At 36.6% G+C, this 22,685-nt stretch carries 20 protein-coding genes and 1 pseudogene; 9 read left to right on the forward strand and 12 right to left on the reverse strand.

What is annotated here, in order from left to right:
• Positions 1 to 72: 72 nt before the first annotated feature.
• Complete coding sequence (locus tag I6F50_RS17270; RefSeq protein WP_197176814.1) at positions 73 to 825, reverse strand: LytTR family DNA-binding domain-containing protein; 753 nt, start codon at positions 823 to 825, stop codon at positions 73 to 75.
• A gap of 238 nt (positions 826 to 1,063) precedes the next feature.
• Between I6F50_RS17270 and I6F50_RS17275 the strand changes: the two genes are divergently transcribed.
• Positions 1,064 to 4,006 carry a TonB-dependent siderophore receptor gene (locus I6F50_RS17275; RefSeq protein WP_197176819.1) on the forward strand — a complete coding sequence of 981 codons (2,943 nt, stop codon included), beginning with the start codon at positions 1,064 to 1,066 and terminating at the stop codon, positions 4,004 to 4,006.
• A 296-nt stretch (positions 4,007 to 4,302) separates the two neighbouring features.
• On the opposite strand, the gene I6F50_RS17280 is transcribed toward I6F50_RS17275, so the two are convergent.
• On the reverse strand, positions 4,303 to 4,776 hold the full coding sequence (locus tag I6F50_RS17280; RefSeq protein WP_004334993.1) for a Dps family protein: 474 nt from the start codon (positions 4,774 to 4,776) through the stop codon (positions 4,303 to 4,305).
• A 334-nt stretch (positions 4,777 to 5,110) separates the two neighbouring features.
• On the opposite strand from I6F50_RS17280, the gene I6F50_RS17285 reads away from it, so the two are divergent.
• Positions 5,111 to 5,320, forward strand: a complete 210-nt coding sequence (locus tag I6F50_RS17285) for a hypothetical protein (protein ID WP_197176820.1) — start codon at positions 5,111 to 5,113, stop codon at positions 5,318 to 5,320.
• On the opposite strand, the gene I6F50_RS17290 is transcribed toward I6F50_RS17285, so the two are convergent.
• Both I6F50_RS17290 and I6F50_RS17295 read right to left on the reverse strand, forming a co-directional pair.
• Entirely contained in the window at positions 5,317 to 5,922 is a 606-nt protein-coding gene (locus tag I6F50_RS17290) for an alpha/beta fold hydrolase (RefSeq protein ID WP_197176821.1), read from the reverse strand. The genes I6F50_RS17285 and I6F50_RS17290 overlap by 4 nt on opposite strands.
• A 184-nt stretch (positions 5,923 to 6,106) precedes the next feature.
• Positions 6,107 to 6,643 carry a YaeQ family protein gene (locus I6F50_RS17295; protein WP_165729128.1) on the reverse strand — a complete coding sequence of 179 codons (537 nt, stop codon included), beginning with the start codon at positions 6,641 to 6,643 and terminating at the stop codon, positions 6,107 to 6,109.
• A 304-nt stretch (positions 6,644 to 6,947) separates the two neighbouring features.
• On the opposite strand from I6F50_RS17295, the gene I6F50_RS17300 reads away from it, so the two are divergent.
• Complete coding sequence (locus tag I6F50_RS17300) at positions 6,948 to 8,156, forward strand: tyrosine-type recombinase/integrase (RefSeq protein ID WP_197176829.1); 1,209 nt, start codon at positions 6,948 to 6,950, stop codon at positions 8,154 to 8,156.
• Positions 8,157 to 8,162: 6 nt separating this feature from the next.
• Here I6F50_RS17300 and I6F50_RS17305 read toward each other — a convergent pair whose 3' ends face one another.
• On the reverse strand, positions 8,163 to 9,143 hold the full coding sequence (locus I6F50_RS17305) for a hypothetical protein (protein ID WP_197176831.1): 981 nt from the start codon (positions 9,141 to 9,143) through the stop codon (positions 8,163 to 8,165).
• Positions 9,144 to 9,530: 387 nt separating this feature from the next.
• On the opposite strand from I6F50_RS17305, the gene I6F50_RS17310 reads away from it, so the two are divergent.
• Positions 9,531 to 10,187 carry an inovirus Gp2 family protein gene (locus I6F50_RS17310; RefSeq protein WP_197176833.1) on the forward strand — a complete coding sequence of 219 codons (657 nt, stop codon included), beginning with the start codon at positions 9,531 to 9,533 and terminating at the stop codon, positions 10,185 to 10,187.
• A gap of 190 nt (positions 10,188 to 10,377) precedes the next feature.
• Here I6F50_RS17310 and I6F50_RS17315 read toward each other — a convergent pair whose 3' ends face one another.
• From I6F50_RS17315 to radC, 4 genes are read right to left on the reverse strand one after another with little or no spacing between them, the layout of a single operon-like run.
• On the reverse strand, positions 10,378 to 10,617 hold the full coding sequence (locus tag I6F50_RS17315) for a hypothetical protein (protein WP_197176835.1): 240 nt from the start codon (positions 10,615 to 10,617) through the stop codon (positions 10,378 to 10,380).
• A gap of 53 nt (positions 10,618 to 10,670) precedes the next feature.
• Complete coding sequence (locus tag I6F50_RS17320) at positions 10,671 to 11,231, reverse strand: tyrosine-type recombinase/integrase (RefSeq protein WP_197176839.1); 561 nt, start codon at positions 11,229 to 11,231, stop codon at positions 10,671 to 10,673.
• Positions 11,232 to 11,242: 11 nt separating this feature from the next.
• Complete coding sequence (locus tag I6F50_RS17325; RefSeq protein ID WP_197176841.1) at positions 11,243 to 11,662, reverse strand: DUF2787 domain-containing protein; 420 nt, start codon at positions 11,660 to 11,662, stop codon at positions 11,243 to 11,245.
• Positions 11,663 to 11,674: 12 nt separating this feature from the next.
• On the reverse strand, positions 11,675 to 12,148 hold the full coding sequence (radC, locus tag I6F50_RS17330; RefSeq protein ID WP_024595466.1) for a DNA repair protein RadC: 474 nt from the start codon (positions 12,146 to 12,148) through the stop codon (positions 11,675 to 11,677).
• Positions 12,149 to 12,273: 125 nt separating this feature from the next.
• Between radC and I6F50_RS17335 the strand changes: the two genes are divergently transcribed.
• Positions 12,274 to 12,459, forward strand: coding sequence for an AlpA family transcriptional regulator (locus I6F50_RS17335; protein ID WP_197176843.1), 186 nt, complete (start codon positions 12,274 to 12,276; stop codon positions 12,457 to 12,459).
• 214 nt (positions 12,460 to 12,673) lie between these two features.
• Positions 12,674 to 13,519 (forward strand): carboxylating nicotinate-nucleotide diphosphorylase, encoded by an 846-nt coding sequence (nadC, locus tag I6F50_RS17340; RefSeq protein ID WP_197176845.1) that lies wholly within the window; start codon positions 12,674 to 12,676, stop codon positions 13,517 to 13,519.
• Between the two features lie 17 nt (positions 13,520 to 13,536).
• On the opposite strand, the gene dcm is transcribed toward nadC, so the two are convergent.
• On the reverse strand, positions 13,537 to 16,440 hold the full coding sequence (gene dcm, locus I6F50_RS17345) for a DNA (cytosine-5-)-methyltransferase (protein WP_197176847.1): 2,904 nt from the start codon (positions 16,438 to 16,440) through the stop codon (positions 13,537 to 13,539).
• Between the two features lie 126 nt (positions 16,441 to 16,566).
• Here dcm and I6F50_RS17350 point away from each other — a divergent pair, with 126 nt between their 5' ends.
• From I6F50_RS17350 to rfaH, 3 genes are read left to right on the forward strand one after another with little or no spacing between them, the layout of a single operon-like run.
• On the forward strand, positions 16,567 to 18,069 hold the full coding sequence (locus I6F50_RS17350) for an McrB family protein (RefSeq protein ID WP_197176849.1): 1,503 nt from the start codon (positions 16,567 to 16,569) through the stop codon (positions 18,067 to 18,069).
• 2 nt (positions 18,070 to 18,071) lie between these two features.
• A complete protein-coding gene (locus I6F50_RS17355) occupies positions 18,072 to 19,592 on the forward strand; it encodes a nuclease domain-containing protein (RefSeq protein ID WP_197176851.1) in 1,521 nt (506 codons plus the stop codon).
• A 36-nt stretch (positions 19,593 to 19,628) separates the two neighbouring features.
• On the forward strand, positions 19,629 to 20,117 hold the full coding sequence (gene rfaH / locus I6F50_RS17360; protein ID WP_197176855.1) for a transcription/translation regulatory transformer protein RfaH: 489 nt from the start codon (positions 19,629 to 19,631) through the stop codon (positions 20,115 to 20,117).
• A 49-nt stretch (positions 20,118 to 20,166) separates the two neighbouring features.
• Here rfaH and I6F50_RS17365 read toward each other — a convergent pair.
• Together I6F50_RS17365 and I6F50_RS17370 are read right to left on the reverse strand one after the other, a co-directional pair.
• Positions 20,167 to 21,374 (reverse strand): annotated as a pseudogene (locus tag I6F50_RS17365) (IS256 family transposase).
• 113 nt (positions 21,375 to 21,487) lie between these two features.
• Positions 21,488 to 21,805 (reverse strand): hypothetical protein, encoded by a 318-nt coding sequence (locus tag I6F50_RS17370; RefSeq protein WP_197176857.1) that lies wholly within the window; start codon positions 21,803 to 21,805, stop codon positions 21,488 to 21,490.
• Positions 21,806 to 22,685 lie beyond the last annotated feature (880 nt).

A 22,685-nucleotide genomic window follows, 5' to 3' on the forward strand; every position in this document is an offset into this window, starting at 1 on the left:
GAAATCGAAAGATTGAGTCATGTGTCACTCCTGTTTTCTTAATAATACTGAAATGACACAGATTTCTAAACACTACCGAAGAGGGCTTATAATACTCTCTAAACACCCTTTATAGCGCCTTGAAAGGTTTAAGCACATATCGTTTTTAAGTCTGACTTTATAATCGCCACTGTCAGTAGGCATCAGTTCGCAGATAGCTTGTTTTCTTACCAGCGTTGAGCGATGAATACGAATAAACCCTTCTGGCTCTAGCTGCTGTTCAATATTTTTCATGGTTTCGCGGTGTAATACCGGTGTACTACCTTGTGTAAAATGTAGCTCTACATAATTGCCAGCACCATTAATCCAAATAATATCTTTTATATCAATTAGCCTTACCTTACCTACATCTTTAACTACGATATGTGATGATGGTTTTTCGGTTTGTGTGCTTTGTTGATATTTACGCTCGGCCGCGCTTGCAATCGGGCAAAGGTGAATCAGTTTATCAAAGCATTTATCAATACGTGGTGCAGTTGAATCTACTATTAAAAAATCAACAGCGCCAACTTCAAAAGCAAAACTCGCAAAATGACCCGACTGGGCAATAATGACTAACTTAAGCTTTTTAGCGAGCTCCGTTAAATGCACTATTTGCATAGGGTCAGCCAGATTAGTTAGTTCGTAAAACAGTACGTTGTATTGATCTGTATCTATCTGATCTAACCTGTTTGCCTGAATAAAAGATTGAGATTCAAAGTGTCGGTGCTCTTGCACGCGCTTTGTTAAAAATGTTGCAAACTTAGTGTTACTAACAAAAGTTAATGCATGAAAAGAAGCGACCATTATTTTATATCTCTTGCTGTATATAATAATAAAGACCGTGCTTAGCGGAAAAACTGTTATGAAAAGTACAATATATTTATAAAATAATTGTGACGTACTAATTCATCCCATCAAACTAGCTATTCATACCAAAGATTACGCCTAATAAATAATGCCCGTAGAGGGTTTAAATAAATCCCCTTACTGTAATCCGCGAAGTAACTATTTAGTTACAAAAATAACAATTCAGGGGAATTATATGACATTAACTAACAAAGGTAGCGCGCGATTATTTAAAAAATCGTCGTTAACAGTTGCGCTAAGCAGCGCGATACTTGCAAGCTTTTCATTTCAAGGTGTTGCTGCAGAAGATGACGAAATTACTAAAATAGAACGTGTACAAGTTACAGGTTCTCGTATTCGTTCAGCTGAGGCAATGTCATCGGCTCCTATTCAAGTTGTAGATAGCGCCGCTATTGATGCATCTGGTTCATTAAATATTCAAGATTTACTGCTAGATAATCCCGCATTTGGTTCACCGGCAATCAGTCGTACTAACTCAAACTTTAGTACAGCTAGTGCAGGTGTTGCGACTGTAGATTTACGTAATTTAGGTTCTAACCGTACATTGGTATTAGTTAACGGTCGTCGTTATGTATCGGGTGTACCTGGTAGCTCTGCTGTCGATTTAAATACTATTCCGAGTCAATTTATCGAACGTGTTGAAATTATGACTGGTGGCGCTTCATCTGTTTACGGCTCTGACGCTGTTGCAGGTGTAGTTAACTTTGTACTAAAAGATGACTTTGAAGGCGTTGAATTTGATGGTCAGTACGGTGAATCGAGTGAAGGTGATGATGAGTCACGCCAATTTAACTTTACCTCAGGCTTATCAAGCTCAGATGGTAAAGGGCATGCAATGTTTCACCTTGGTTACTCTGATCAAGGCGCTGTTTTCTCACGTGATCGTGACCGCTCAGCAGTAGACCAATTTTCAGGTATTTTCTTCGAAGATGATCCAGTAGCAAATCCAGGTTCTGTATTTGATGCAGTAAGCCCGTTTTTATCTTCATTTCCACCACAAGGTCGTTTTAGCGCTGGGGATGAAACATTTACGTTTAATGATGCAAACAACCTGCAAAACTCATTTAGTACTAATGGCGGCGACGGCGTAGCTGCAGATGGCTTTAACCGCAGTGGTGTTCGTACAATAGCAATACCTACAGAGCGGTACTTATTTGCCTCAAATGGTAGCTATGAGTTAAGCGACAAGCACAGCTTTTTTTATGAAGGTACTTACGCTGCAACAACAACCGTTTCTGAATTAGAGCCATTTCCTTTTGCCTCTGACGACATTTATGCCAATGGCCGTGTTCCAATAGAATTTAATGTAAACGGTGAGCTTTTACGTAACGCGTTTGTTCCTGACGGCATTTATAACGCAGCAACTGATACCGATGGTGATGGCGCACGAGATATCTTTTTTGCTAAGCGTTTAAGTGATGTAGGTAACCGTGGCGCACGTGCAGAGCGTGATACGTTCCGTTTAGCGCTTGGTTTTCAAGGTGAAATAGCCGACGGTTGGTTTTACGATACTTACTATGTTTATGGTAAAACAAAAGAACAGCAAGTTTCAGGTGGTTTAGTTAATGTACAAAGTTTCCGCCAAGGTTTAGAAGCCGTTGTTGATAGCCAAGATTTAGATGGCGATGGCATTACTAATGAAGCTATTTGTATAGATGCGACAGCTCGTGGCTTTAACTGTGCGCCAGTGGACATTTACGGTTTTAATTCGTTATCACAAGGCGCTATTGATTTTGTAAGTGCACCTAGCTCACTTGCTACATCAGTTGAGCAAAAAATTGTAGGTGGTAATATTTCAGGTGATATATTTGAATTGCCTGCGGGTATTGTTGGTATTGCGGCTGGTTTTGAATACCGCGAAGAGTTTTCACGCAGTGAGTTTGATGCCTTACAACAAGCTGGCTTAAACGCAGGTAACGCAATCCCAGCGACTGAAGGTGAATTTGATGTAACTGAGTTTTATGTTGAAGCAAATATTCCAGTGCTTGATTCTGTAACAATGAATGCAGCAGTTCGTTTATCTGATTATTCAACAGTAGGTAATACCGAAAGTTGGAATGTGGGTGTCGATTGGGAAATCATGGACAGTTTACGTTTACGTGCCACTCGTGCTCGCTCAACACGTGCTCCAAATATCGATGAATTGTTTTCTCCACCTTCGCAAACTTTCCCAAGTGGTTTAAACGATCCATGTTTAGGTGTTACTAATAGTGGCGGTGGTGCTGCTGGTGATGCTTGTCGTACAGATGGTGGTGTTACAACCAATATTGCTTCAAATGGTGAGTTCACGCTTAACCAGTCTGACTTACAAGGCATTAGTGGCTTTAACCGTGGTAACCAAGACTTAAAAGAAGAGGTTGGTGACTCTGTAACCGTAGGCTTGGTATTTACACCAGAAAACCTAATATCAGGACTAGACATTACGCTTGATTACTTTGATATCGAAATTACAGATGCAATCGTATCAACACCTCGCCAGTTTATTCTTGACCAATGTTATGGCGGCGGCGATACAAGTTTTTGTGACTTCGTAACTCGTCGTAGTGCGCCATCAGGCAATAACAGCGCTGGTTCACTAGAATTTATCGACAGCGGTGTATCTAATAGTGGTGGTTTAGGTACAGAAGGTGTTGATTTAACACTAACGTACTCAACTGACATTGGCCCTGGTGCGTTTAGAACTCGCCTTGCTTATACTTACCTAATCGATGGTTATAGCATTCCACTTCCAGGCGCTGATAAAGATGAGTTTGCTGGAGAGATTGGTGCCTCAGAGCATAAAGCTAACTGGAACTTTGGTTATAAACTTAACGACTTTGATTTTAACTGGAGCTTAACTTACATTGGCGCTGCAGATTTTGATGACCAATTCTTAAGTGGCTTTGGTATTGCTCCAGGTGGAATAGGCATAGGTTCGGTAACGTATCATGATGTTCAAGCAAGTTACCATATAAGCGATTCAACAGAGCTTTATGCTGGTGCAAGTAACTTATTTGATAAAGAGCCACCGCGCATTTTATCGGGTGTAAGTGGTTCAAGCACGGGTACTGAAACAGATGCAGGTACGTACGACCCAATTGGTCAATCATTCTACATCGGTTTTAGAAGTAAGTTCTAACCAATAGTAGCGATATTAATATCGTTACTTAATTACTTACTCAATTAATTACGTTCACAAAGCCTCAGTATCGCTGGGGCTTTTTTATTGGAAAAATAATAAGAGCAGTAATACTTATACATTGTTTATCCCAATATATGAGCATTGTGCCCACTTAAACCAAAAAAAACGCCACTGGTAACAGGGGCGTTGTTTAGTATGGGGAGGAGACTAATATAGTAACCGAATCGCTTGATTATTTAACGATTTATCCCTATTTGTGGCCCTCTTCGTTGAGGGCTTTTTTTTGCTTAATTTTAGTCTAAGTAAGCTTTTAACATCCAAACAAGTTTTTCTTGCTCCGAGATGTAATCACTCATTAGTGAAGCAGTACCTTCATCGTCTGCATCACCCGCTTGGCTTAAAATATCACGCTGCATGTGAATTAATGTGCTGTAACCAGCAAGTAGGTTCTCTACGGCTGTAACGCCATCACTAATACCTTTAGCTTCTTTAATTTTACTTACTTCAAGGTAATCAGAAAATGCATGTAGTGGTGCGCCATCTAACGTTAAAATACGTTCTGCAACTTCATCTACTTTAAGAAGTAGTAAGTTATAAATTTCTTCAAACTTAACGTGTAGTTCAAAAAAGTTACGGCCTTTAATATTCCAGTGAAAGCCACGCGCGTTCATGTATTGAATCTGGTAGCTACTCAATAATGTATTGAGTGACTTTATAATGTCTTCGCTTTTTGCACTGTTTAGACCAATTGCGTTTACATGTGACATAACTTGCTCCTGAATAACCGTTTGTTTGTGAACTTGTGATAAGTATCGCGGATTTTTATTGTTTAGTGAAATCGTTTAAATATATCTAGTTAATAGTTTTAACCTATTAACTTTTTTTGATACCAATACACACCTTTAACTATTAATAGAAATGGGTCTGATTAATAAAAATACCACCCCTTAAAAGTAAATAAATCCTAAATAAGTATAAATTATGATCTAAAACAAACTTTATACAAGGCGATAATCTAGCTGTTTTTTTATTGATGCAGGTCAAAAATCACCCACCCTAACAGCGCATAATAATGTTATCGAAATAATTAGGAGAGATAACATGCATGCAAAAACAGCAAAACAAAATAAAGCAGAGTTAATAGTGGTAGGGATTGCAGTCATCGCATTTGTACTTGGGTTAGTAGCCCACTTAGCAGGTGCGAGCTTTGCGAATTCGAATTTTTTTGGCTACATTGCAGCACCCATTCCGCTTATATTGGGAGTAGTATTTTTAATTAGCTATAAAATAGCAGCCAATGCAGAGGACTAATCGCCCTCACTTAGGCATTTTAAAATGTAGTCGAGCACTTGGCGCGAGTAAATCATACTGGTATGGCTTAAGTGAAATACTTTATGTTCTGCCATACCTTTAAGTTTGGTTTCATCGAGTAGTACAGTGCCATCTGATTGACTACCCTTAACTATTAAAGGCATAAGCCCAATAGGTAAATCGCCCGCAATACTGTAAAGCTTAGCTTTAAAAGGCCAATTACCATTTTTAGTGAGTAAAAATTCAACACTATTTTTTAAAAATGATTCAAACCCTTTTTGCTTCATTTTTTGCGCTATATGGCTGCCTTTATGTGGAGTACCCAGTGTAATTACCTTCGTAACATTCTGGCTAGCAGGGGAGTTTGCCTCTAGGTAAGCACGTGCAATAAGCCCTCCCATTGAGTGGCATACAAGCGCTGCCGGTTCGTTAGAAATACACTCATCAATTTGTGCAAATATGGTGTCGCGGTGAGGGTCGAGCGTATTATAGGTAATGTTTAATACCGTCATCCCCGATTCTTCAAGTCGTGAACAAAGTGGGCGCATAACAAAGCCAGACATATACAAGCCATGTAAAACAATAACGTGTTTAACTTTCATATGCTCCCTAATACCAATTTTATTAAAAACATGATCATTCTAGCGTATTAAATAATCCGCTACCTGCGTTAAAAATTATTTATATAGAACAACTATATGTCATAATTTTCGCCTTGTTATCGACTTATTTCCTTGTCGCTATAATAGATAACTAATTTAATGCAATTGGTATAACCTATCTTAGTTACATCAATTGCTGTGGTTTTATTTCAATATTGGTTGTATCTGTATTTACCCATACTTCACCATCTTGAATGGTAATGGCGAGCTTAATTCCACGATCAACCAAAGCAGCAAGTGCTTGTGTTGCTGCATAATCAAGGCTAAAAATACTTAGATTTTTAAATTCATACAATTTAGGTTGGTGTTTTTGCCACCAAATTGCTTGATTGTTTTCACCGTAAGTATATAGCACCACTTTTTTAGATTTATTACAGGCTTTTTTAAGGCGTTTTTCATCTGGTAAGCCAAGCTCAACCCACAGCTCTATCTCTTCACTATAGCTTACATGCCAAAGTTCAGGCTCATCATCAGCGCTTAATCCTTTAGTAAATTCTAAACCATCACAGCTATTTAGCGCAAAAGCGAGTAAGCGAATCATCAACCGTTGATCTGTTTCTGAAGGGTGTTGAGCCAAGGTTAAATTAAAATCTTGATAAACGTGGCGGTCCATATCGCTAAGCGATAACTGCACTTTCATAATGGTGGATTTAAGAGCCATAACAACTAATCTGAAAAAATTTGCGTCAGTATAGCGCAATTAAATGAATTGCCAGTTAAAATAGCGGTTAATTATACGTTAGGAGTTAAAAATGGCTATCCAGTGGTTCCCTGGGCGCTTGTATTAACTTCCGCAGTACTCCGTAGTTATATTGAAAGCCTAGTAAAAACATGGTTTTAACCTGTTTTCATTCCGGGTTCATCCAGTGTTATCTTGTTACTTCTACTATTTTTAGTACCCACGTTAGTACCCATGAGGTTGTATTTTATATATACTAGCTTTAATCATCATTGTGGAGCTTATTATGGCCAGGCCTGTAGTTCGTCTAACGGATAAAAAAATAAAATCAATTACTAGTACAGGCAAAGAGCAAACGCTTTCTGATGGTGGCGGTCTTCAACTGCGGGTTTTACCTAGTGGGACTAAGTCTTGGCAGTTTAAGTTTAAAAACCCAGTTAGCGGAAAATTTAATAGGATGCCTTTAGGTTTATACCCTGCTTTATCACTTGCTAATGCCCGTATTAGAGCACTTGAATGCCAAGAGCAACTGGTGCAAGGCATTAATCCAAAAGCTCAAGAACAGAATAAAAAACAAGCTGAAAAACTTAAGGCTGAAAATACATTAATTGTTGCTGCGCAACATTGGCTCGAAATCAAGAAGACTAAAGTTATGGCAGCTCATGCACAAAGAATATGGCGAACTTTAGAGATTTATATATTTCCAAAGATGGGTGATTTACCCTTAGAAGCTATAAATAGACGTAATACATACGATTTAATAAGACCTATAGAGATAGATGGAAAGCTCTCGACTGTAAAGCGTATTTGCGAAAATTTAGATCAAATTATGGATCACTATGTAAGTATTGAAGTTCTTGATGTCAACAGATTAGTAAAAATCAAAGATATGTTTGCTAAAAACAAAGTGGAGCATATGGCGACGATTAAACCTGAAGAGCTTCCTGATTTTTTAAGAGCTTTAAATAGCCATAAAGACATACAAAATCAAACTAAGTTATTAATTTTGTGGCAACTACACACTATAGCTCGCTCAAAAGAAGCAGCTAGAACCAGGTGGGCTGATATCAATATCGAAGAAGCCGTTTGGGTTATTCCGGCAAAAGAGATGAAACGCAGGAGAACTCACCGAGTCCCCTTAACCTCAACCACTTTAGCAATACTAGAGCAAATGAAACCATTGAGTGGTGGCTATGAGTATGTATTTCCAAATAAACGTAATATACAAAGCCATGCAAGCACCTATACGGTCAATAATGCTATAAAGAAAAGCTTGGGTTATAAAGATAAGCTGGTGGCTCATGGAATGCGTTCAGTAGCTTCAACAGCACTTCATGAACATGGATATGATTCATTACTCATTGAGGCCTGCTTAGCTCATAATGATGAAAATAAAACAAGAGCTGCATATATGCGCTCAGACTTTCTAGAACAACGCAGACCAATAATGAATTGGTGGAGTGAGTTTATTGAGCAACCACCTAAAGACAGCTAAGTTATTCTAGCTGTCTTTTAGCAGATGTTCTTTCTCAATTAATTGTTCAACTAGCTGACTGAGTGTTACTTTTCTAGTTTTGGCTAACTCGTCTAATTTTAACTTAATGTCTTTGTGCAGCACTAAGCTGCATGCTTTTTTACCTTGACGTCCATCACGGAGCTTCTTTTGTTGCCATGCTTTATTAAAGTCGATTGAAAAAAGTCTCTTAGAATCAGGTGCTACGTTCCAAGTATCATATACAGCATATATAGCTAAATATATTTCCGCAGTACTTGTAGGTGTAAACCGGTAAGTCATAGGCTTGGAGCTACTATAACTATCGGTTTTTCTCATATATTCCCACGCCCAACGACATTGTTCGTCGTTATCTTTTTCTAACCAAGGAAAAGGTTTTCGGCTACTAAAAATATGACCCCAAATACCTTTTAGATGCGTTATTAAGCCTAACTTCCACTCTTTAAGTTGCCTAACTCGATCAAAGTATTTTACAACTTCATTAAACCTTTCCATTGAGTTTGAAAGGTTGTTTTTTAATCCTAATTGAGAATAAGAGAGGGCGTACTGGGGTGTAGGTGATGGCGCTGTCGCAGTTGGAGAGCTCGGATCATAGTAATAAGGGTTGTATGTGGGTGATTGAAGTTGTGTTGCAGTCGCTGGGTGATTCGGGGCTGAGTAGTAACTATTAAGATAGATAGAAGCCCAGACAAAGTAACATGCACGCTCATCATCTTTAAACCAGCTAAATTCATCTAAAGGTAATAGAGCCTGCTTGGCTTCATCAATTAAAGATAAAGCCATTTGGTCTTTTTCTTTTTGTTCTATCTCTCTTGATGCAATAAATTCGTTAATAACTCTTGCACCTTCGACTGGACTTTCAAAGCTTGCATTGAGCTGAAAGTTTTTGGATAGAAGTATCCGAAGGCAGGACTCAATGAGACGGTTGTCTTTTCCTTCTATTTGGCTTACACCCTTGAATTTGATCATAATAAGATTATATCACTAAGTAGTATTTAAAGTATTGTTTAGTGTAGTTTGCTTGTCGGTTTTATAATAGCTTTATAGTGGTTTTTAAGTTGATTTATAGTGATTTTCATGTGATTGATATGTATTGCTTGCTATGCCCTATAAGGCTTGTAATGCATTTTTACCTGATTTTTAACTTCAGAGTGATTTTAAATCTGCAAAGCAATTGCTCAGTAATGCGTTAATGAAATTAACCATCACAAACTGAGCTGGTTTTGTTTGTGTGAATTTCGGTTTGGTAATATTAATTAGAGTTATTAGTAACGAAGTCATTATCACAACAAATACAAATTAAAAAACTACGACTCATACACCTGATATGAACCAATACTTATCAGGATAAATAAAATGAATAATCCAACACAATACCCAGTAACAACCAACCCTACCTACAAGCAATATCAAACACTCGCTAGAGACAGTCAGCCTTTAGTTATGCCCTACTTAGATGCTATTGAGAAAGTCATGCTTGCTGCATGTGCTGAACATAAAAGAACGTTTGCAGTCAGAATTGATTTAAGGCTACCTGCTTATTCAAATACAATTGATTTAGATAGCAATAAAGTGATTACACGATTTATTGCTTCTCTCGAAGCTCAGATTAAAGCCGATACAAAACGTAAAGTCCGTGAGGGTAAAACGCCACATCCATGCAATATTAGGTATATTTGGGCTAGGGAGCAGAACACAGCTCACCACCAGCATTATCATTGTGTGCTGTTATTCAATAAGGACCGGTATCACTGTACGGGTAAAATAAATGCAGGGAGTGACAACCTGTTTACTAGAATAGTTAAGGCCTGGGCGAGTGCATTGAGCTTACCGTTTGGTGAAACGATGCAATTAGTTCATTTAACTAAAAATGCATACTATTACCTTGACGCTAGTAACCCTAATTTCACTCAAGTCTTTAATGATCTTTATAAACGAGCGAGCTATTTAGCAAAGCTTAATACGAAACAATATGGTTTAGGGCAGCGTTGTTTTGGTTATAGTCAGAGGTAATATTCTAATTAAGACCTGTGCTTCTCATAACTTGTTCTAACGCGCTTTTGAGAACTTCAACTAGCCAAATAAGCTTAAAGCCTTAGTATATAAAGGATGGCAAGTTCCCAAAATACCATTATGAGAACCTAAAAAATAAACGGTGTTATTACACTTTAAAAGAGTGCTCTATATGAGCACTCGTATTTAACTAATCAAACAAACTAGCAATGCCAGCAACTATCCCACCAGCTACCGCCAAAGGGATTGCAACAGGCGCAGAGGCAACGCCTGCACCAATCACTATTGCACCAGATGTAAGCGCTCCAGCGGCTGCACCGGAGCCTATAGCCACAGCTGTTCTGCTTACGCTAGCATCATTACTGCCAGTTATCTGTTTAGATAGCTCATTACCAACCAAGCCGCACGAAACAGCTTTATCTAAAGACATAGTACCTTCCTTTTAGTTAAGTAAAACAAGCGCCAGAATGACGCTGCTAAGGGTTATAGCTCTAGTTCTTCAAAGTCTTTGTCTATTTCCTCCTGTGTTATGCCTATATAACGAAGTGTTGTTGCTTCGGAGCTATGGCGAAGCATTTTCATTACTCGGGCGATGTCATGGGTTTTCTGATACAAGTGATAACCGCGTGTTTTACGCATTGAGTGAGTACCTAAATGAATGTTTAGTTCTTCACCAACTAGCGCAAATGCTTTTGTAACCGCTCTACGAGATAGCGGTTTAGGCTTTGAGTTAATTGCTTGTTGATTTCGGTATGATTGAAATAAGTAGATGTGGTGTGGATGAGTAAGTTTAATTTCGTTGATTAAAGTAAGTGCCTTATCATTTAGCTTTATTTCAGCTAATTTCGAGGTCTTCGACTCGTAAATAATCAACCTATCGTTATTTATGTCAGTAAATTTCACTGCAAGTAAGTCAGATATTCTAAGCGCGAGATTTAAGCCAATGTTCCATATTTGGCTCATTTGCCTTGAGCAGCGCTTTTCTAGTAAATAGCTAACGAGCCTTACTGTATCAAGATCTTTAACTGCTTGTACTTCAGCCATAAAAACCTCCTTTATTCAGTTGTAACCGTAACCTGATAACAACCTATGTTGTAGTACTCAACAAAGTTTGAAATGAACAAGGCTAACAGCTCTTTACCTTCTCGAGCATTCAACCAACCAGCTAAAAAGTGATAAACCTGCTTAATGCTAAAGCACACATCAATTTCTTTTATCAGTTCAGGGGTATGACGGCCCTGATACGAAAAGTCAGTAATATAAATAAGCTGCCAGCTGGTGGCCTGCTTTTCTAACCTAACTTCTACTGGGTGAAAGCCCCCAGTTTCAGGGCTGTAATCTGGATCTTTAAAGTTAAGCGTAACGGCCTTAGCTCTGCCTACAGGATCACCTCCCTCAATAACTGCATTTGTAATCACACAAATAAAAGAGTCAGGCACTTTTAAGCCTGATACTTGCTCTATTTGTAACGCCATATCTAATTCCTTTTAAATTAATCCATGTTCAGCAAATGAATACGTGCTCTCGCCAATGATGATGTGATCAAGCACTGATACATCAATTAGGTTAAGTGCCTGTTGAAGTTTGGTCGTAATAAGCTTGTCTGCTTGAGATGGGGTAGTGACGCCAGAAGGGTGGTTATGCGCCAGGATAACGGATGCAGCATTAAGCTCTAGCACCTCTTTAACGACTTCTCTAGGGTAAACACTAGCTGCGTTAATAGTGCCTCTAAATAGCTCTTTAAACTCCAGTATGCGGTTCTGGCTATCTAAAAACAGTACGGCAAATACTTCATGCTCATGTATAGCGAGTTTATGTTTTAAGTACTCTTCGCAATCATTAGGGCTGTTTAGCACACCATCTCTAAACTGCTTCTTAGCGATGATGTATGCAGCGGCTTCTAGTATCTGCTCATCATTTACGGGGTGTTTAAATTCATATAACGACTGTTGACCTTGCATTGTAAATTCCTCTTAAGTGGTTCATGCAAGTTAGTGATGTATATGTGTAAGTTTTTTGTTTGAAGATCATAAAAAAATACTGACCCCGGAAAGGTTATGAACTAATAACCAACCGGAGAAATTCCATGCGTTTAATCAAATTAAAAGAAGTAATCGAAAAGACATCACTTGGCCGTTCAACAGTTTATGAGTTTATGACTAAGGGCACATTCCCAAAGCAAGTATCGTTAGGCGCTAAGTCGGTAGCTTGGTTAGAGTCAGAGGTTGATGATTGGATAATGGATAGATTAGGGGAAAGGGATAATAGTTAAACGTAGTTTGATTGTTTTTAGGTACATTGGTGTGCACGCAGCTATTTTTTGTGAAATGTATCTTAAGCTAGCAGTTTGGCTATTCGTATTGATTAAAAATCAATGATTCCGTATAAGCTCTTATAATATTCAACTTAGAAACGTTTGAGAGTAGTTTCATTCTCAATTTAAATATACTAAAATTTAAATTAACTAAATAAATTAATGAGTTTGTATGCCTATTTCAACTGTTTTAATTAGCCAGTTAGTTACTCTTGCACTCAATGAAGATTTGAATAATCAAACCGCAAACGAAGGTGATATTACTGCTCAGTTGATTCCAAACGATGAAAAAGCAAGTGCGTATGTAATTACCCGTGAAGACTGTATTTTTTGTGGAAGAGATATTATTTTCGAAGTATTTAAACAGGTAGACCCATCAGTAGAAGTAAATATACTTGTAAATGATGGCGACTTTATATCTGCAAATAGTACTGTGTTTACTGCTAAAGGCTCAGCGCGCTCAATTCTAACAGCAGAGCGCAGTGCCCTTAACTTTGTGCAAACTTTATCTGGGACTGCAACTACTACTGCACGCTATGTGAAAGAGCTAAGAGGAACCACTACACAGCTGCTTGATACTCGTAAAACAATTCCAGGACTACGAGCTTTACAAAAATACGCAGTAAAATGTGGAGGAGGAGTAAACCATCGTATAGGTTTATTTGATGCATTTTTAATTAAAGAAAATCACATTGCAGCCTGTGGTGGAATAAATAAAGCTATAGTGCAAGCAAAAAAAAGCCATCCTGGTAAGCCTGTAGAAGTAGAAGTGGAATCATTAAACGAATTAGAACAAGCCATTTGTGCCGGTGCTGATATTATTATGCTAGATAACTTCAGTGTTGAACAAATTAAAAGAGCTGTAATTATCACGAATAAGCGAGCGAAACTTGAAGTTTCCGGTAATATGACGCTGGAAACGCTTAGAACTTACTCGCAGGTTGGTGTCGACTTTATTTCGAGCGGTGCATTAACAAAGAACTTAGTATCTATCGATTTATCTATGCGCTTTAAATAAAGCGCATAGAATCATGCTTACAAGAGTTTATTATCGCTTAGTTGTTTCTCAATAATATTTAACTGTTTGGCTAATTCCTCAGCTAATAATGGTGACACAGCATTGCCAATTTGTTTTCCAATAGTTGTAATTCCACCAACAAAAACAAAGTCATCAGGGAACGATTGAATTCTAGCTGCCTCTCTAGGGGTGATTGTCCTATTCTTTTCTGGATGAACGATTCGTCCTACCGACGGTGTATTTATCCTAGTTGTTAATGTGAATGCTGGTTTGTTTTTTTCCATACGCCCCCAAGAACCACTGTGAACTGATTTTGTATGCATATGCTCTGGTAGGTCAGATTGCTTTTTCCCACTATTAATTAGTTTCAGTTTCTCTATAGTTTCTTTGCTATGGGAAGACGCTTTATGATTATGTATAACATTTTGAGTTTGAGCCCCAAGCTTTAATTGATAGCTAGTGTATTCCACGTGGTTATCTTTAACCAATAAGTCAACCCCTTCTCCACTTTCTATAGGGGGGAGATCGCTAATAGCATCCCATGTTGAAGTGTAGTTTGCTGGGCTATTTGTTGCCGAAGGAATAAGTGAGCTTGGGTCTATTTGTTTCCTTGTCCCAAAGAAGAAAGCTCTTTTTCTTAATTGAGGAACTCCATAATCAGCGGCAAGAAGTACTTTAGAATCAAGTTTGTAGCCAATCCCTTCGAATAGGCTATATATCTCATCTCGAATTGCACCACCATTGTAGTTTAATATACCCTCTACATTTTCGATAATAAAATAAGAAGGGTTGAGATCTTTCACAAATCGAAAAAACTCCATAAATAATTCATTTCTTTCATCAAACTTACCCTCGAAACTTTTACGAATTCTATTGCCTGACATCGAAAAGCCCTGACAAGGAGGACCCCCTATAATAATGTCACACTCAACACCTTTATCTCGGAAGTTATTTACTATTGTCTCAGTCGCTAAATTTCTTATATCGATATTATGCAAGATGGTTTCAGGATGATTTTTACTATATGTTTTTGCTATTTCACTATCGAATTCAACAGCAGCTACAATTGAACAGTTGGCTTTTTTAAAGCCAGTTGAAAAACCACCAGCCCCCGCAAAAAGATCTAAAACGGCTAAAGGTTTACTGCTTAGTTTAGATTTGTTTTTCCAGAAATAGTCATTATTTTTTTCAAAATAAATAAACTCTTTTTGTAATAAAGCTTCAATATCAATAACTTTATTTTTTTCATCAATAAAGGCATGATTTAAAATGATTTGAGGAATCAGAAATTCATATAACTTAGCTGCGGTACATTGCTCATGTGTCTGTAAATAATCAAATGCCATATTTCTGATAAGCTCATATGCATTATTATGATGTGAAAACTTTGTATCAGATGGTTCATCTACTTTCATAAAGTTATAAATAAAATCACCTTTTAAGGTATTGTTTTTATTTAACCCTTGAGTGCCAGAGGATACGGCTTGAGGCTGCATAACGACGTTAACCAATTGAAAGCCATTCCTTAATAAAGGCTCTATAATTGCTTTCCAAACTTTTAGATCTCTATTATGAAAAGAAAAAGAAATATATTTACCTTTTTTTAGAACGCGGTTTAATTCTTTGAAAACACTATTCATTCCCTCTTCGAAACTATCTATTCGTTTTTTACGGAAGGGATCTATAATTATTTCGTTAGAGTAATCAGGTTCAAACCCAAGCCATGAGTTCCATAAATGGCTGAGACCTAAATACGCTATGCTTTCTCCATATGGCGGGTCAGTCCAGATATAGTCAATAGATTCGTCATCTATTTGACCGAGAAATCTCGAATCTTGATTATATGTTTGAACAAATTTAGAATCAATTTGCGTTGTTTCGCTTTTTCCTTTAAGAATAGCTTTATATCTTAATTGGATACACTCAAATACGTTTCTTTCAGTATGAACTTTGGGAACCCAGAATTTGCTTATGACCCAGCCAGACTTATAAGATGCTGTTTTTACATCTCCAGGGAGCATTTTTGAACAATTTGGTAAAGCTGAAGTAAAGACAAAAAGTAATAGATTTCTTATTTTTTCATCTTTTTCTTCATTAATTTCTTTAAGAAAAGAAGATAAAATAACCAAGGCACGCTTTGAAAACAACTCATCTATTCTTTCATTTCCACTGCGTTTGACATACTGAAGAACTTTATCAATAGGAAAAGCGTTACCTTTAGTTAAGCGCTCAAAGTTTTTTATGATGTCATCATAAATTTTAATATCTGTTGTCGTGGCTGTTTTTATAACCTTTTTACAGCATGGACAGTTTAGCCTTATAGTTTCTGGACCTTTTTCACTCCATACTAGAGAAGATAGCTCAACATTAGCGTCGCACTTTGAGCACTCTGTGATATAGAAGTGTCGATATTGTGCAAAAACTTTTGCGTAGATTGACTCAAATCTAAGCTGAAACTTTGGGATATTAACTTTATCTATAGTGTTATCGACAATGAATTTACTCATAGGGTTTAGATCTACCCCTATAACTTCTCTCTCTAGTTTTGCAGCTTCGATAACAGTTACACCACTACCCATAAATGGATCTAAAACTCGTTCGCCCTTTTGGGTATGGGCTGCAATATATTCAGACACTACATTATGTGGTTTTCTACCCCAATACTTATGCATTAAATAATGTGCAGGATGGGACTTTGGAGATATGGCCCGTGAGATTGGTATGGTATGGAATGCTGTCTTCTTTTCTGCGCTCAAAATATTTTTTAATCCTAAAACTTCATCTTTACAAAATAAACGATGGTTATTGCCATTTCTATACGAGGTTAATTTATCCTCAGACTCCCACCTCTTAATAGTCGCTTCAGATCTTCTTAGAATCTTAGCTGCCTCAGTTGTTTTAATAAAATTTGAATCACTCATAACTTAGTTCTTAAAATTCACTCCGCTCATTTAATTCTAACCTTAGAAGCCTAATAAAGGCTAGATAAATATATGAATTTATTTAATAATATTCGCAACTACTTAACGCATATACGAATTTATTTTATGAATATCCAAGAATATTGTTTAAATAAAAACTTTTATTTTGACGACGAAACTTTATATAACTTTCATTGCTGCTTGCAAACAAAGCCATTTACAATTCTTTATGGGCCGTCAGGTACAGGGAAGTCTAAAATAGCAGAACTATATGCGGCCTTTATTTGTGATAAAAATGGCTTAGATTTGAATGAACATTTATGTTTTGTTCCTGTCAGACCTAATTGGACGTCACCATCGGACTTAATGGGGTTTTATGATTATTTGAATAATCGGTTCGTGCCATCAGACTTTTATAATTTTATGGTGAAAGCTGAGGCAGACCAAAATAATCCATACTTTTTAATACTGGATGAAATGAATTTATCCGTAGTTGAGCATTATTTTTCTGATTTTTTAGCCTGTATTGAGAGTCGACGACTTAGTTCACTAATTGACCATGATATTAGTGACTGGGAATCTTTGCATTTAAACAAAGAAAACACATCGTTAAGTCAAGTGCAAATATCCGCTTTTCTCGAATTAGTATTGGATGGTACGTTATCTTTAAGCGACTCTTTTGGCTTGGAAATAATTAGAGATCATCACATTACAACTAAATGGAGAGAAGACAGAGATAGCAAAAAAAAATTAGCTGGAGAAAATGTTCAGCCAGAGCAAAACTGGAAAGCCCAATTTAGGTCTGAGTTCAATCAAGGAGATAATCGCCTTGCTCATAGATTTTTTGAACCTGTTAGCAGTGGAGTTTATAAGTTTAAAAAAGAACAAGAATATCGATTAAATGAGCTTACGGAAGATATTTTAAAAAAGCTCGAAAAACTAAAGTCATTCATATCTCAACATGAGCTCGAAATTTATAAAAAACCTAATAGCGCCCCCCAAAATATGGAGATCCCGTTAAACCTTTATATTATCGGTACTATTAACATGGATGAATCAACACATGCGCTTAGTAGTAAGGTGCTTGATAGAGCAAATACTATTGAGATGAATAACGTATCGAGAGATATTTTAACTACTCAGGCTGCACAAGATGGGAGCCTAAAAGTTGACCATCTAAACCATGATTTCTCTACAATAAAAGCAATACCAACAATAAACAGTGCAAAAAAGTTAAATCAAAATAAACCTGAACTTATTGAGTTGATATATTCAATTAATGATGGGCTAAATCCGTACAGAACAAACATGGGGCATAGGTCAATATTTGAAATAACTCATTACGTTAATAAATATATCGCTGAATGTAATGATGAAAGCTTAGCTGAAGAGGCTTTAGACCTTCAATTTTGTCAAAAATTAATACCTAAATTAATGGGAGCAGATGAAAGAGTTGAATTAAGTATATTACATACTGTATCAATTATTACTACAGGAGAATTAAATAATCCAGATCACGTTCTAAACGCAGATATGACTCAATACAAATATCCAAAAACACTGAATAAATTACAAAGGATGTATAAGTATTATACTCAAAATGGCTTTGTTAATTTTGCGAACGTCTGATCATGACTTTCAAAATATTTGACCTTAAAAATAATCAAGAGATTAGCTTTCTCAATAACGAGTTTGTTATTGAGGAAAATAAAAAATATAGGATTATTGATGAAGCAGGCTTATTAAAAAAGGAAGAGTTTACGTCTATTGGTGAGTGGGTATCCCCGAACTTTGCAACGATCACAAGTACGAATAAGGTTGCAGTATTTCGGTTAAAGAATATTAATATTAGGGTTAGATCTAAACTTGGTGACGACTTTTTTAATAAAGTAAAAGCTGAAATAGCCGAGATTGAAAAGCAGTTGCTAATTTCATCCAATGGTTTAGAAGAAACGTTTGCGTTGACGCATGGAGCTTTCTTAGAAGATGTGGCGATTTCTCTTTTATTAGAGGAATGGAATAATGGTGAGCTTCATCGTGTACTCCGTTTTTTATTTGAAAATCCTAGGTTTGGTTATTTTAATAAAAGCATCAAAAAGAATTTAACTAAAGGTGACGTATTATCTAGCGCTGACTTCCAGCATTTAAGTAAATCCACTAGTTCATTTATAGCTCATAATGGAAAGGTAATTCCGACCACTATTGATACTGTGACTCGAGCACAAACGCATAATGTTATCGAGATGCGCTTTATCAAGTTTTTCTTATTATTTTGTTTTAATTTATTAGAAAAACGAATTATTAGCCAAAGCCTTGGAATAGCTGAACTGGAAAGAAAGGCTCAAAATGCAAAGATTGAAGATAATAACAACAGACTTCAATTATTAAAAAGTACACTTCGAGCTTTAGAGAATAAACAGGCAAAAACTAAAAATATCAAGTTGAATTTTAATATCTTTTTGAGAAATAAGGTTTTGGATAACGTTAAGTTTACAGGAGAAATTGACTTCACATCATTAAAGTTGCACAACCAATTTCATCTTAAATACCTGCTTGATTTATACCTTAAAATGCGAAAGTCTTTTGAGACTTTAAGTAGCCATAATTTGGTTTATTTGAATATCAATTCCCTAGAAAACCTTTATGAATACTACTGCTTAATTCGGTTATTAAAGGATTTTGATGTTTCAACCGAAAGTATAAAAAATTTAATTAAAAAGGAGAAGGCAGGTTGGGTTATTGATAAATCCATAGCTATCCCAATTGGAGTGCATTGCGACTTCTCTCTTATTCTCTACTTTAAAAAGAACTTTAAAGGTGGGAGCGAGACTTACTCACAAAACTATGATCCAGACTATACAATCGAGCTAAAAGATAGAGATAATAATGTATCTTATTTACATCTAGATGCAAAATATAGACATCACCAATATCGGGTAAAGAAAGATGATATTGATAAGATGCACACATATACGCATGCGATAAAGAAATCTGTAGGCGCAATTGTTTTATTTCCTGGTAAAAAGAAAGCTTACTATAAGTGCTTAAACTCTTTAGTCGGGGCTCTTTACTGTAATCCTTTAGAGCCACTAGACTTGAAAAGTGGAGTTCAAGATTACTTAACTGAAATAAAATCTCTTAATACTGCATAACTAATTTGTTATCGTTTAACTTTTTTGAGGGATTTTATGAAAACGTGGTACTTAGTGACTTGTAAGTCACGTCAGGAAGATAGGGCCGTTACTAATATATGTAATCAGGAAATAGAGTGCTTTTATCCAAAGCTAACCACAGAAAAACTTCAAAGAGGAAGAAAAACGACTAAGGAGTCCGCTTTATTCCCTGGCTATTTATTTGTTTGTCTAGACGATGAAAACGGTAATTTTTCAGGAGTTAAAAATACTCGTGGAGTAAATGGTTTCGTAACATATGGCTCTAGATATCAAAAAATACCAAGTGAGTTAATTAATAGTCTAATGCGTGACCGTACAGTAGAGAATTTAGTGCCTAAATTAGGAGACGTTGTTCATGTCAATAATCTATCCTTTAAAAATATTGAAGCAATTTATAAAGAACCTGATGGTGATGTAAGGAGTATTATATTAATAAATATGCTAAACAAAAAAGTTGAGGTTAGTATTGAAAATAAAGACATTATTGTTAGGGGACAAGGTTAAGCTCCACAGAGGCTGTAACGGATTCTGTGTAACTGCCCGTTGTTAGATTTTAAATATGCTTACTGAGGCGTTCCTCAAATTCAATGATAAAACGACTCATTGCATTACGGCAGTCTCGAATTGGCATCGTCCATTTTTTCGATGCCTCTTTTATTGCCAAATAAATCATTTTTCTTGCAGAATCGTCATTTGGAAAGGCTTACGTTTTTTAATCGCTCGACGAATAACGCTGTTAAGCGATTCAATAGCATTCGTTGTATAAATGGCTTTCCGTATTGCCTCAGGGTAATTAAATAGCGTATTTAGATTATCCCAATTCGCACGCCATGACTTGGCTATTTGAGGGTACTGACTGTCCCATTTCTCTGCAAATCGCTCCAACTCTAGCAACGCCTCTTCTTCTGTCGACGAACGGTAAATCAACTTTAAATCTGCCGTAACGGCTTTATAATCTTTCCATGAAACATATTTCAATGAGTTGCCAAAATCACTGTACCACTACAACTGAACATGTGTTTGCGGGTAAGCTGTATTTATCGCATCAGGAAAACCTTTCAGGCCATCTACGCACGCGATTAAGATATCTTCAACGCCCCGTTGACTTAATTCAGTGAGCACACCTAGCCAGAACTTAGCGCCTTCATTTTCAGAAATCCACATGCCAAGCAGTTCTTTATGACCATCAATATTAATACCTAAGGCAAGGTAGATAGACTTTTTGATAACGCGCTTATCTTGGCGTATTTTTACAACTAAGCAGTCCAAATAAACAATAGGATAAATGGCATCCAGTGGCCGGGATTGCCATTCTGTAACCTGCTCCATCACAGCACTGGTTACACGTGACACCAATGTAGGAGAAATATCAGCGCCATACCACTCATCAAATGCATTAACGATATCACGGGTGCTCATACCTTGTGCATATAGCCACAGAATCTTATCGTCTATTGAAGTAAATCGAGCTTGATGCTTTTTAACTAGCTGTGGCTCAAAAGAGCCTTCACGGTCACGGGGCGTATTAAGCTCAAACTCACCATCTTCCGTTTTGATGCGCTTGCTTGTTTTACCATTTCAGCTGTTGGTGTTCGTGGATTTACTGTGTTTTTGATAGCCTAAATGCTCATCCATTTCTGCATTAAGCGCCGCTTCAACAGTTGTTTTTTTTAAAATTTGGCTAAATTGATTTAAATCGTCAGGTGTATTAATACTTTTAGCAGCTTCTTTAGCAAACGCTTCGAGTTCTTCTTTATTTATGTTCATCGCCTAATCCTTAAACTCTTGATAGAGTAAATTATGATAGGCAGTTACACAAAATTAGTTACACCCTCGCCCCACATAATGTCTAGTCAACTAATTTATATTTTCTTTTAGAGCGAGTTTAAGAATAGTTTTAATTCACTATATATTTGACTCCCAAAAATTATGTCACCACTACTTGCATATATCTCTGGTTCTTCGTCAGTTCCTTCATTAATAGCCTCAACTATTACATATCTAGGCGTATCTTCCTGTCTTTGCTTTACGTCAGCATAATCTATCCATAATACATAAAACTGCTCGCCCACTCTGAAGTAAAAGCTTGGACATTGATCGTTATGCCAGCTTTTATCTACTAGATATGGGTGATCTTCTAAGTTGAAGCCTATATCAAAGTTTTCGTTAAATTCTTGTTTGTATAATTTCATTTTTACCTCTAATTATAAATACTAAAGTAAGTATGTTTTTAGCACTAAACTGGTTTCAGTAATTTTTTAAAGTTAGATGACTGTCAGCTCAAGCCTAAGCTAATATAATTTATTCGGTTGTTTTAATCAGTAACTATAATCATTGTGGCTATCTGCACCGTAAGTATTTCCCTCTGCATCAAAGCCTCCATATCCCCCATTCATTACTAGGCCACTCGCAGGATTAATGACAACACCATCGTCATCACTAGTGTAGCTACCTGAACTCAAATTAGATGTAGGTGTACCACTACAACCTTAATGTCATTTACGGGGTTCTCATGTTTTCTGTTTGCATTTTATGAGAATGAGTACGTAAGCCTAATAAATCTGGTACTTATAACTCTTCAATACTTTGTGAAAGCGTTTTTAGTTATGACTTTATGCTATTTCATAGTTTTTTGTGTGTATTGTTTTTTTAGAGATAGGAAAACTTTAATTAATTGGTTTAAGGGTAAGTATTAGCTTGTTAATTATACAAAGTTATTATATTGAAAGAATTTTAGAAGTAATTGAGGAAGACCGTATATATCAGCTTCTATCGATACAAGGCGTAGGAATCAAGACTGTTTAAAAAATATTTTCATACATTCAAAAGTCAGATAACCATGTGCAGCAAAGTAATTTATTTTCTTAATAAATAAGTTGCCACAATTTTTGATTCGCATGTAAGTGAAGGGTGCCTATGTCTTTGTTGTTTGGAACAAGCTAAAACAAGAAAACTGGTTAAATTTAGAAACACAAACAGCTTAAAACTATTTTAAAGGGAAGCGTATAGCTTCCCTTTTATTTGAATATCAGATTAACTTACTTAGATTACCCTTCGAAAAACTGGTTGCTC

Source organism: Pseudoalteromonas sp. NZS127_1 (assembly GCF_015864295.1).
GTDB classification, from domain to species: Bacteria; Pseudomonadota; Gammaproteobacteria; order Enterobacterales; family Alteromonadaceae; genus Pseudoalteromonas; species Pseudoalteromonas arctica.

Coding starts and splice junctions, on each gene's coding strand:
- I6F50_RS17305 (WP_197176831.1), bottom strand. CDS start 9,143: ATGATCAAATTCAAGGGTGTAAGCCAAATAGAAGGAAAAGACAACCGT.
- I6F50_RS17325 (WP_197176841.1), bottom strand. CDS start 11,662: ATGGCGTTACAAATAGAGCAAGTATCAGGCTTAAAAGTGCCTGACTCT.
- dcm (WP_197176847.1), bottom strand. CDS start 16,440: ATGAGTGATTCAAATTTTATTAAAACAACTGAGGCAGCTAAGATTCTA.
- I6F50_RS17320 (WP_197176839.1), bottom strand. CDS start 11,231: ATGGCTGAAGTACAAGCAGTTAAAGATCTTGATACAGTAAGGCTCGTT.
- I6F50_RS17350 (WP_197176849.1), top strand. CDS start 16,567: ATGAATATCCAAGAATATTGTTTAAATAAAAACTTTTATTTTGACGAC.
- radC (WP_024595466.1), bottom strand. CDS start 12,148: ATGCAAGGTCAACAGTCGTTATATGAATTTAAACACCCCGTAAATGAT.
- rfaH (WP_197176855.1), top strand. CDS start 19,629: ATGAAAACGTGGTACTTAGTGACTTGTAAGTCACGTCAGGAAGATAGG.
- I6F50_RS17355 (WP_197176851.1), top strand. CDS start 18,072: ATGACTTTCAAAATATTTGACCTTAAAAATAATCAAGAGATTAGCTTT.
- I6F50_RS17335 (WP_197176843.1), top strand. CDS start 12,274: ATGCGTTTAATCAAATTAAAAGAAGTAATCGAAAAGACATCACTTGGC.
- I6F50_RS17275 (WP_197176819.1), top strand. CDS start 1,064: ATGACATTAACTAACAAAGGTAGCGCGCGATTATTTAAAAAATCGTCG.
- I6F50_RS17315 (WP_197176835.1), bottom strand. CDS start 10,617: ATGTCTTTAGATAAAGCTGTTTCGTGCGGCTTGGTTGGTAATGAGCTA.
- I6F50_RS17270 (WP_197176814.1), bottom strand. CDS start 825: ATGGTCGCTTCTTTTCATGCATTAACTTTTGTTAGTAACACTAAGTTT.
- I6F50_RS17370 (WP_197176857.1), bottom strand. CDS start 21,805: ATGAAATTATACAAACAAGAATTTAACGAAAACTTTGATATAGGCTTC.
- I6F50_RS17310 (WP_197176833.1), top strand. CDS start 9,531: ATGAATAATCCAACACAATACCCAGTAACAACCAACCCTACCTACAAG.
- I6F50_RS17290 (WP_197176821.1), bottom strand. CDS start 5,922: ATGAAAGTTAAACACGTTATTGTTTTACATGGCTTGTATATGTCTGGC.
- I6F50_RS17300 (WP_197176829.1), top strand. CDS start 6,948: ATGGCCAGGCCTGTAGTTCGTCTAACGGATAAAAAAATAAAATCAATT.
- I6F50_RS17295 (WP_165729128.1), bottom strand. CDS start 6,643: ATGGCTCTTAAATCCACCATTATGAAAGTGCAGTTATCGCTTAGCGAT.
- nadC (WP_197176845.1), top strand. CDS start 12,674: ATGCCTATTTCAACTGTTTTAATTAGCCAGTTAGTTACTCTTGCACTC.
- I6F50_RS17280 (WP_004334993.1), bottom strand. CDS start 4,776: ATGTCACATGTAAACGCAATTGGTCTAAACAGTGCAAAAAGCGAAGAC.
- I6F50_RS17285 (WP_197176820.1), top strand. CDS start 5,111: ATGCATGCAAAAACAGCAAAACAAAATAAAGCAGAGTTAATAGTGGTA.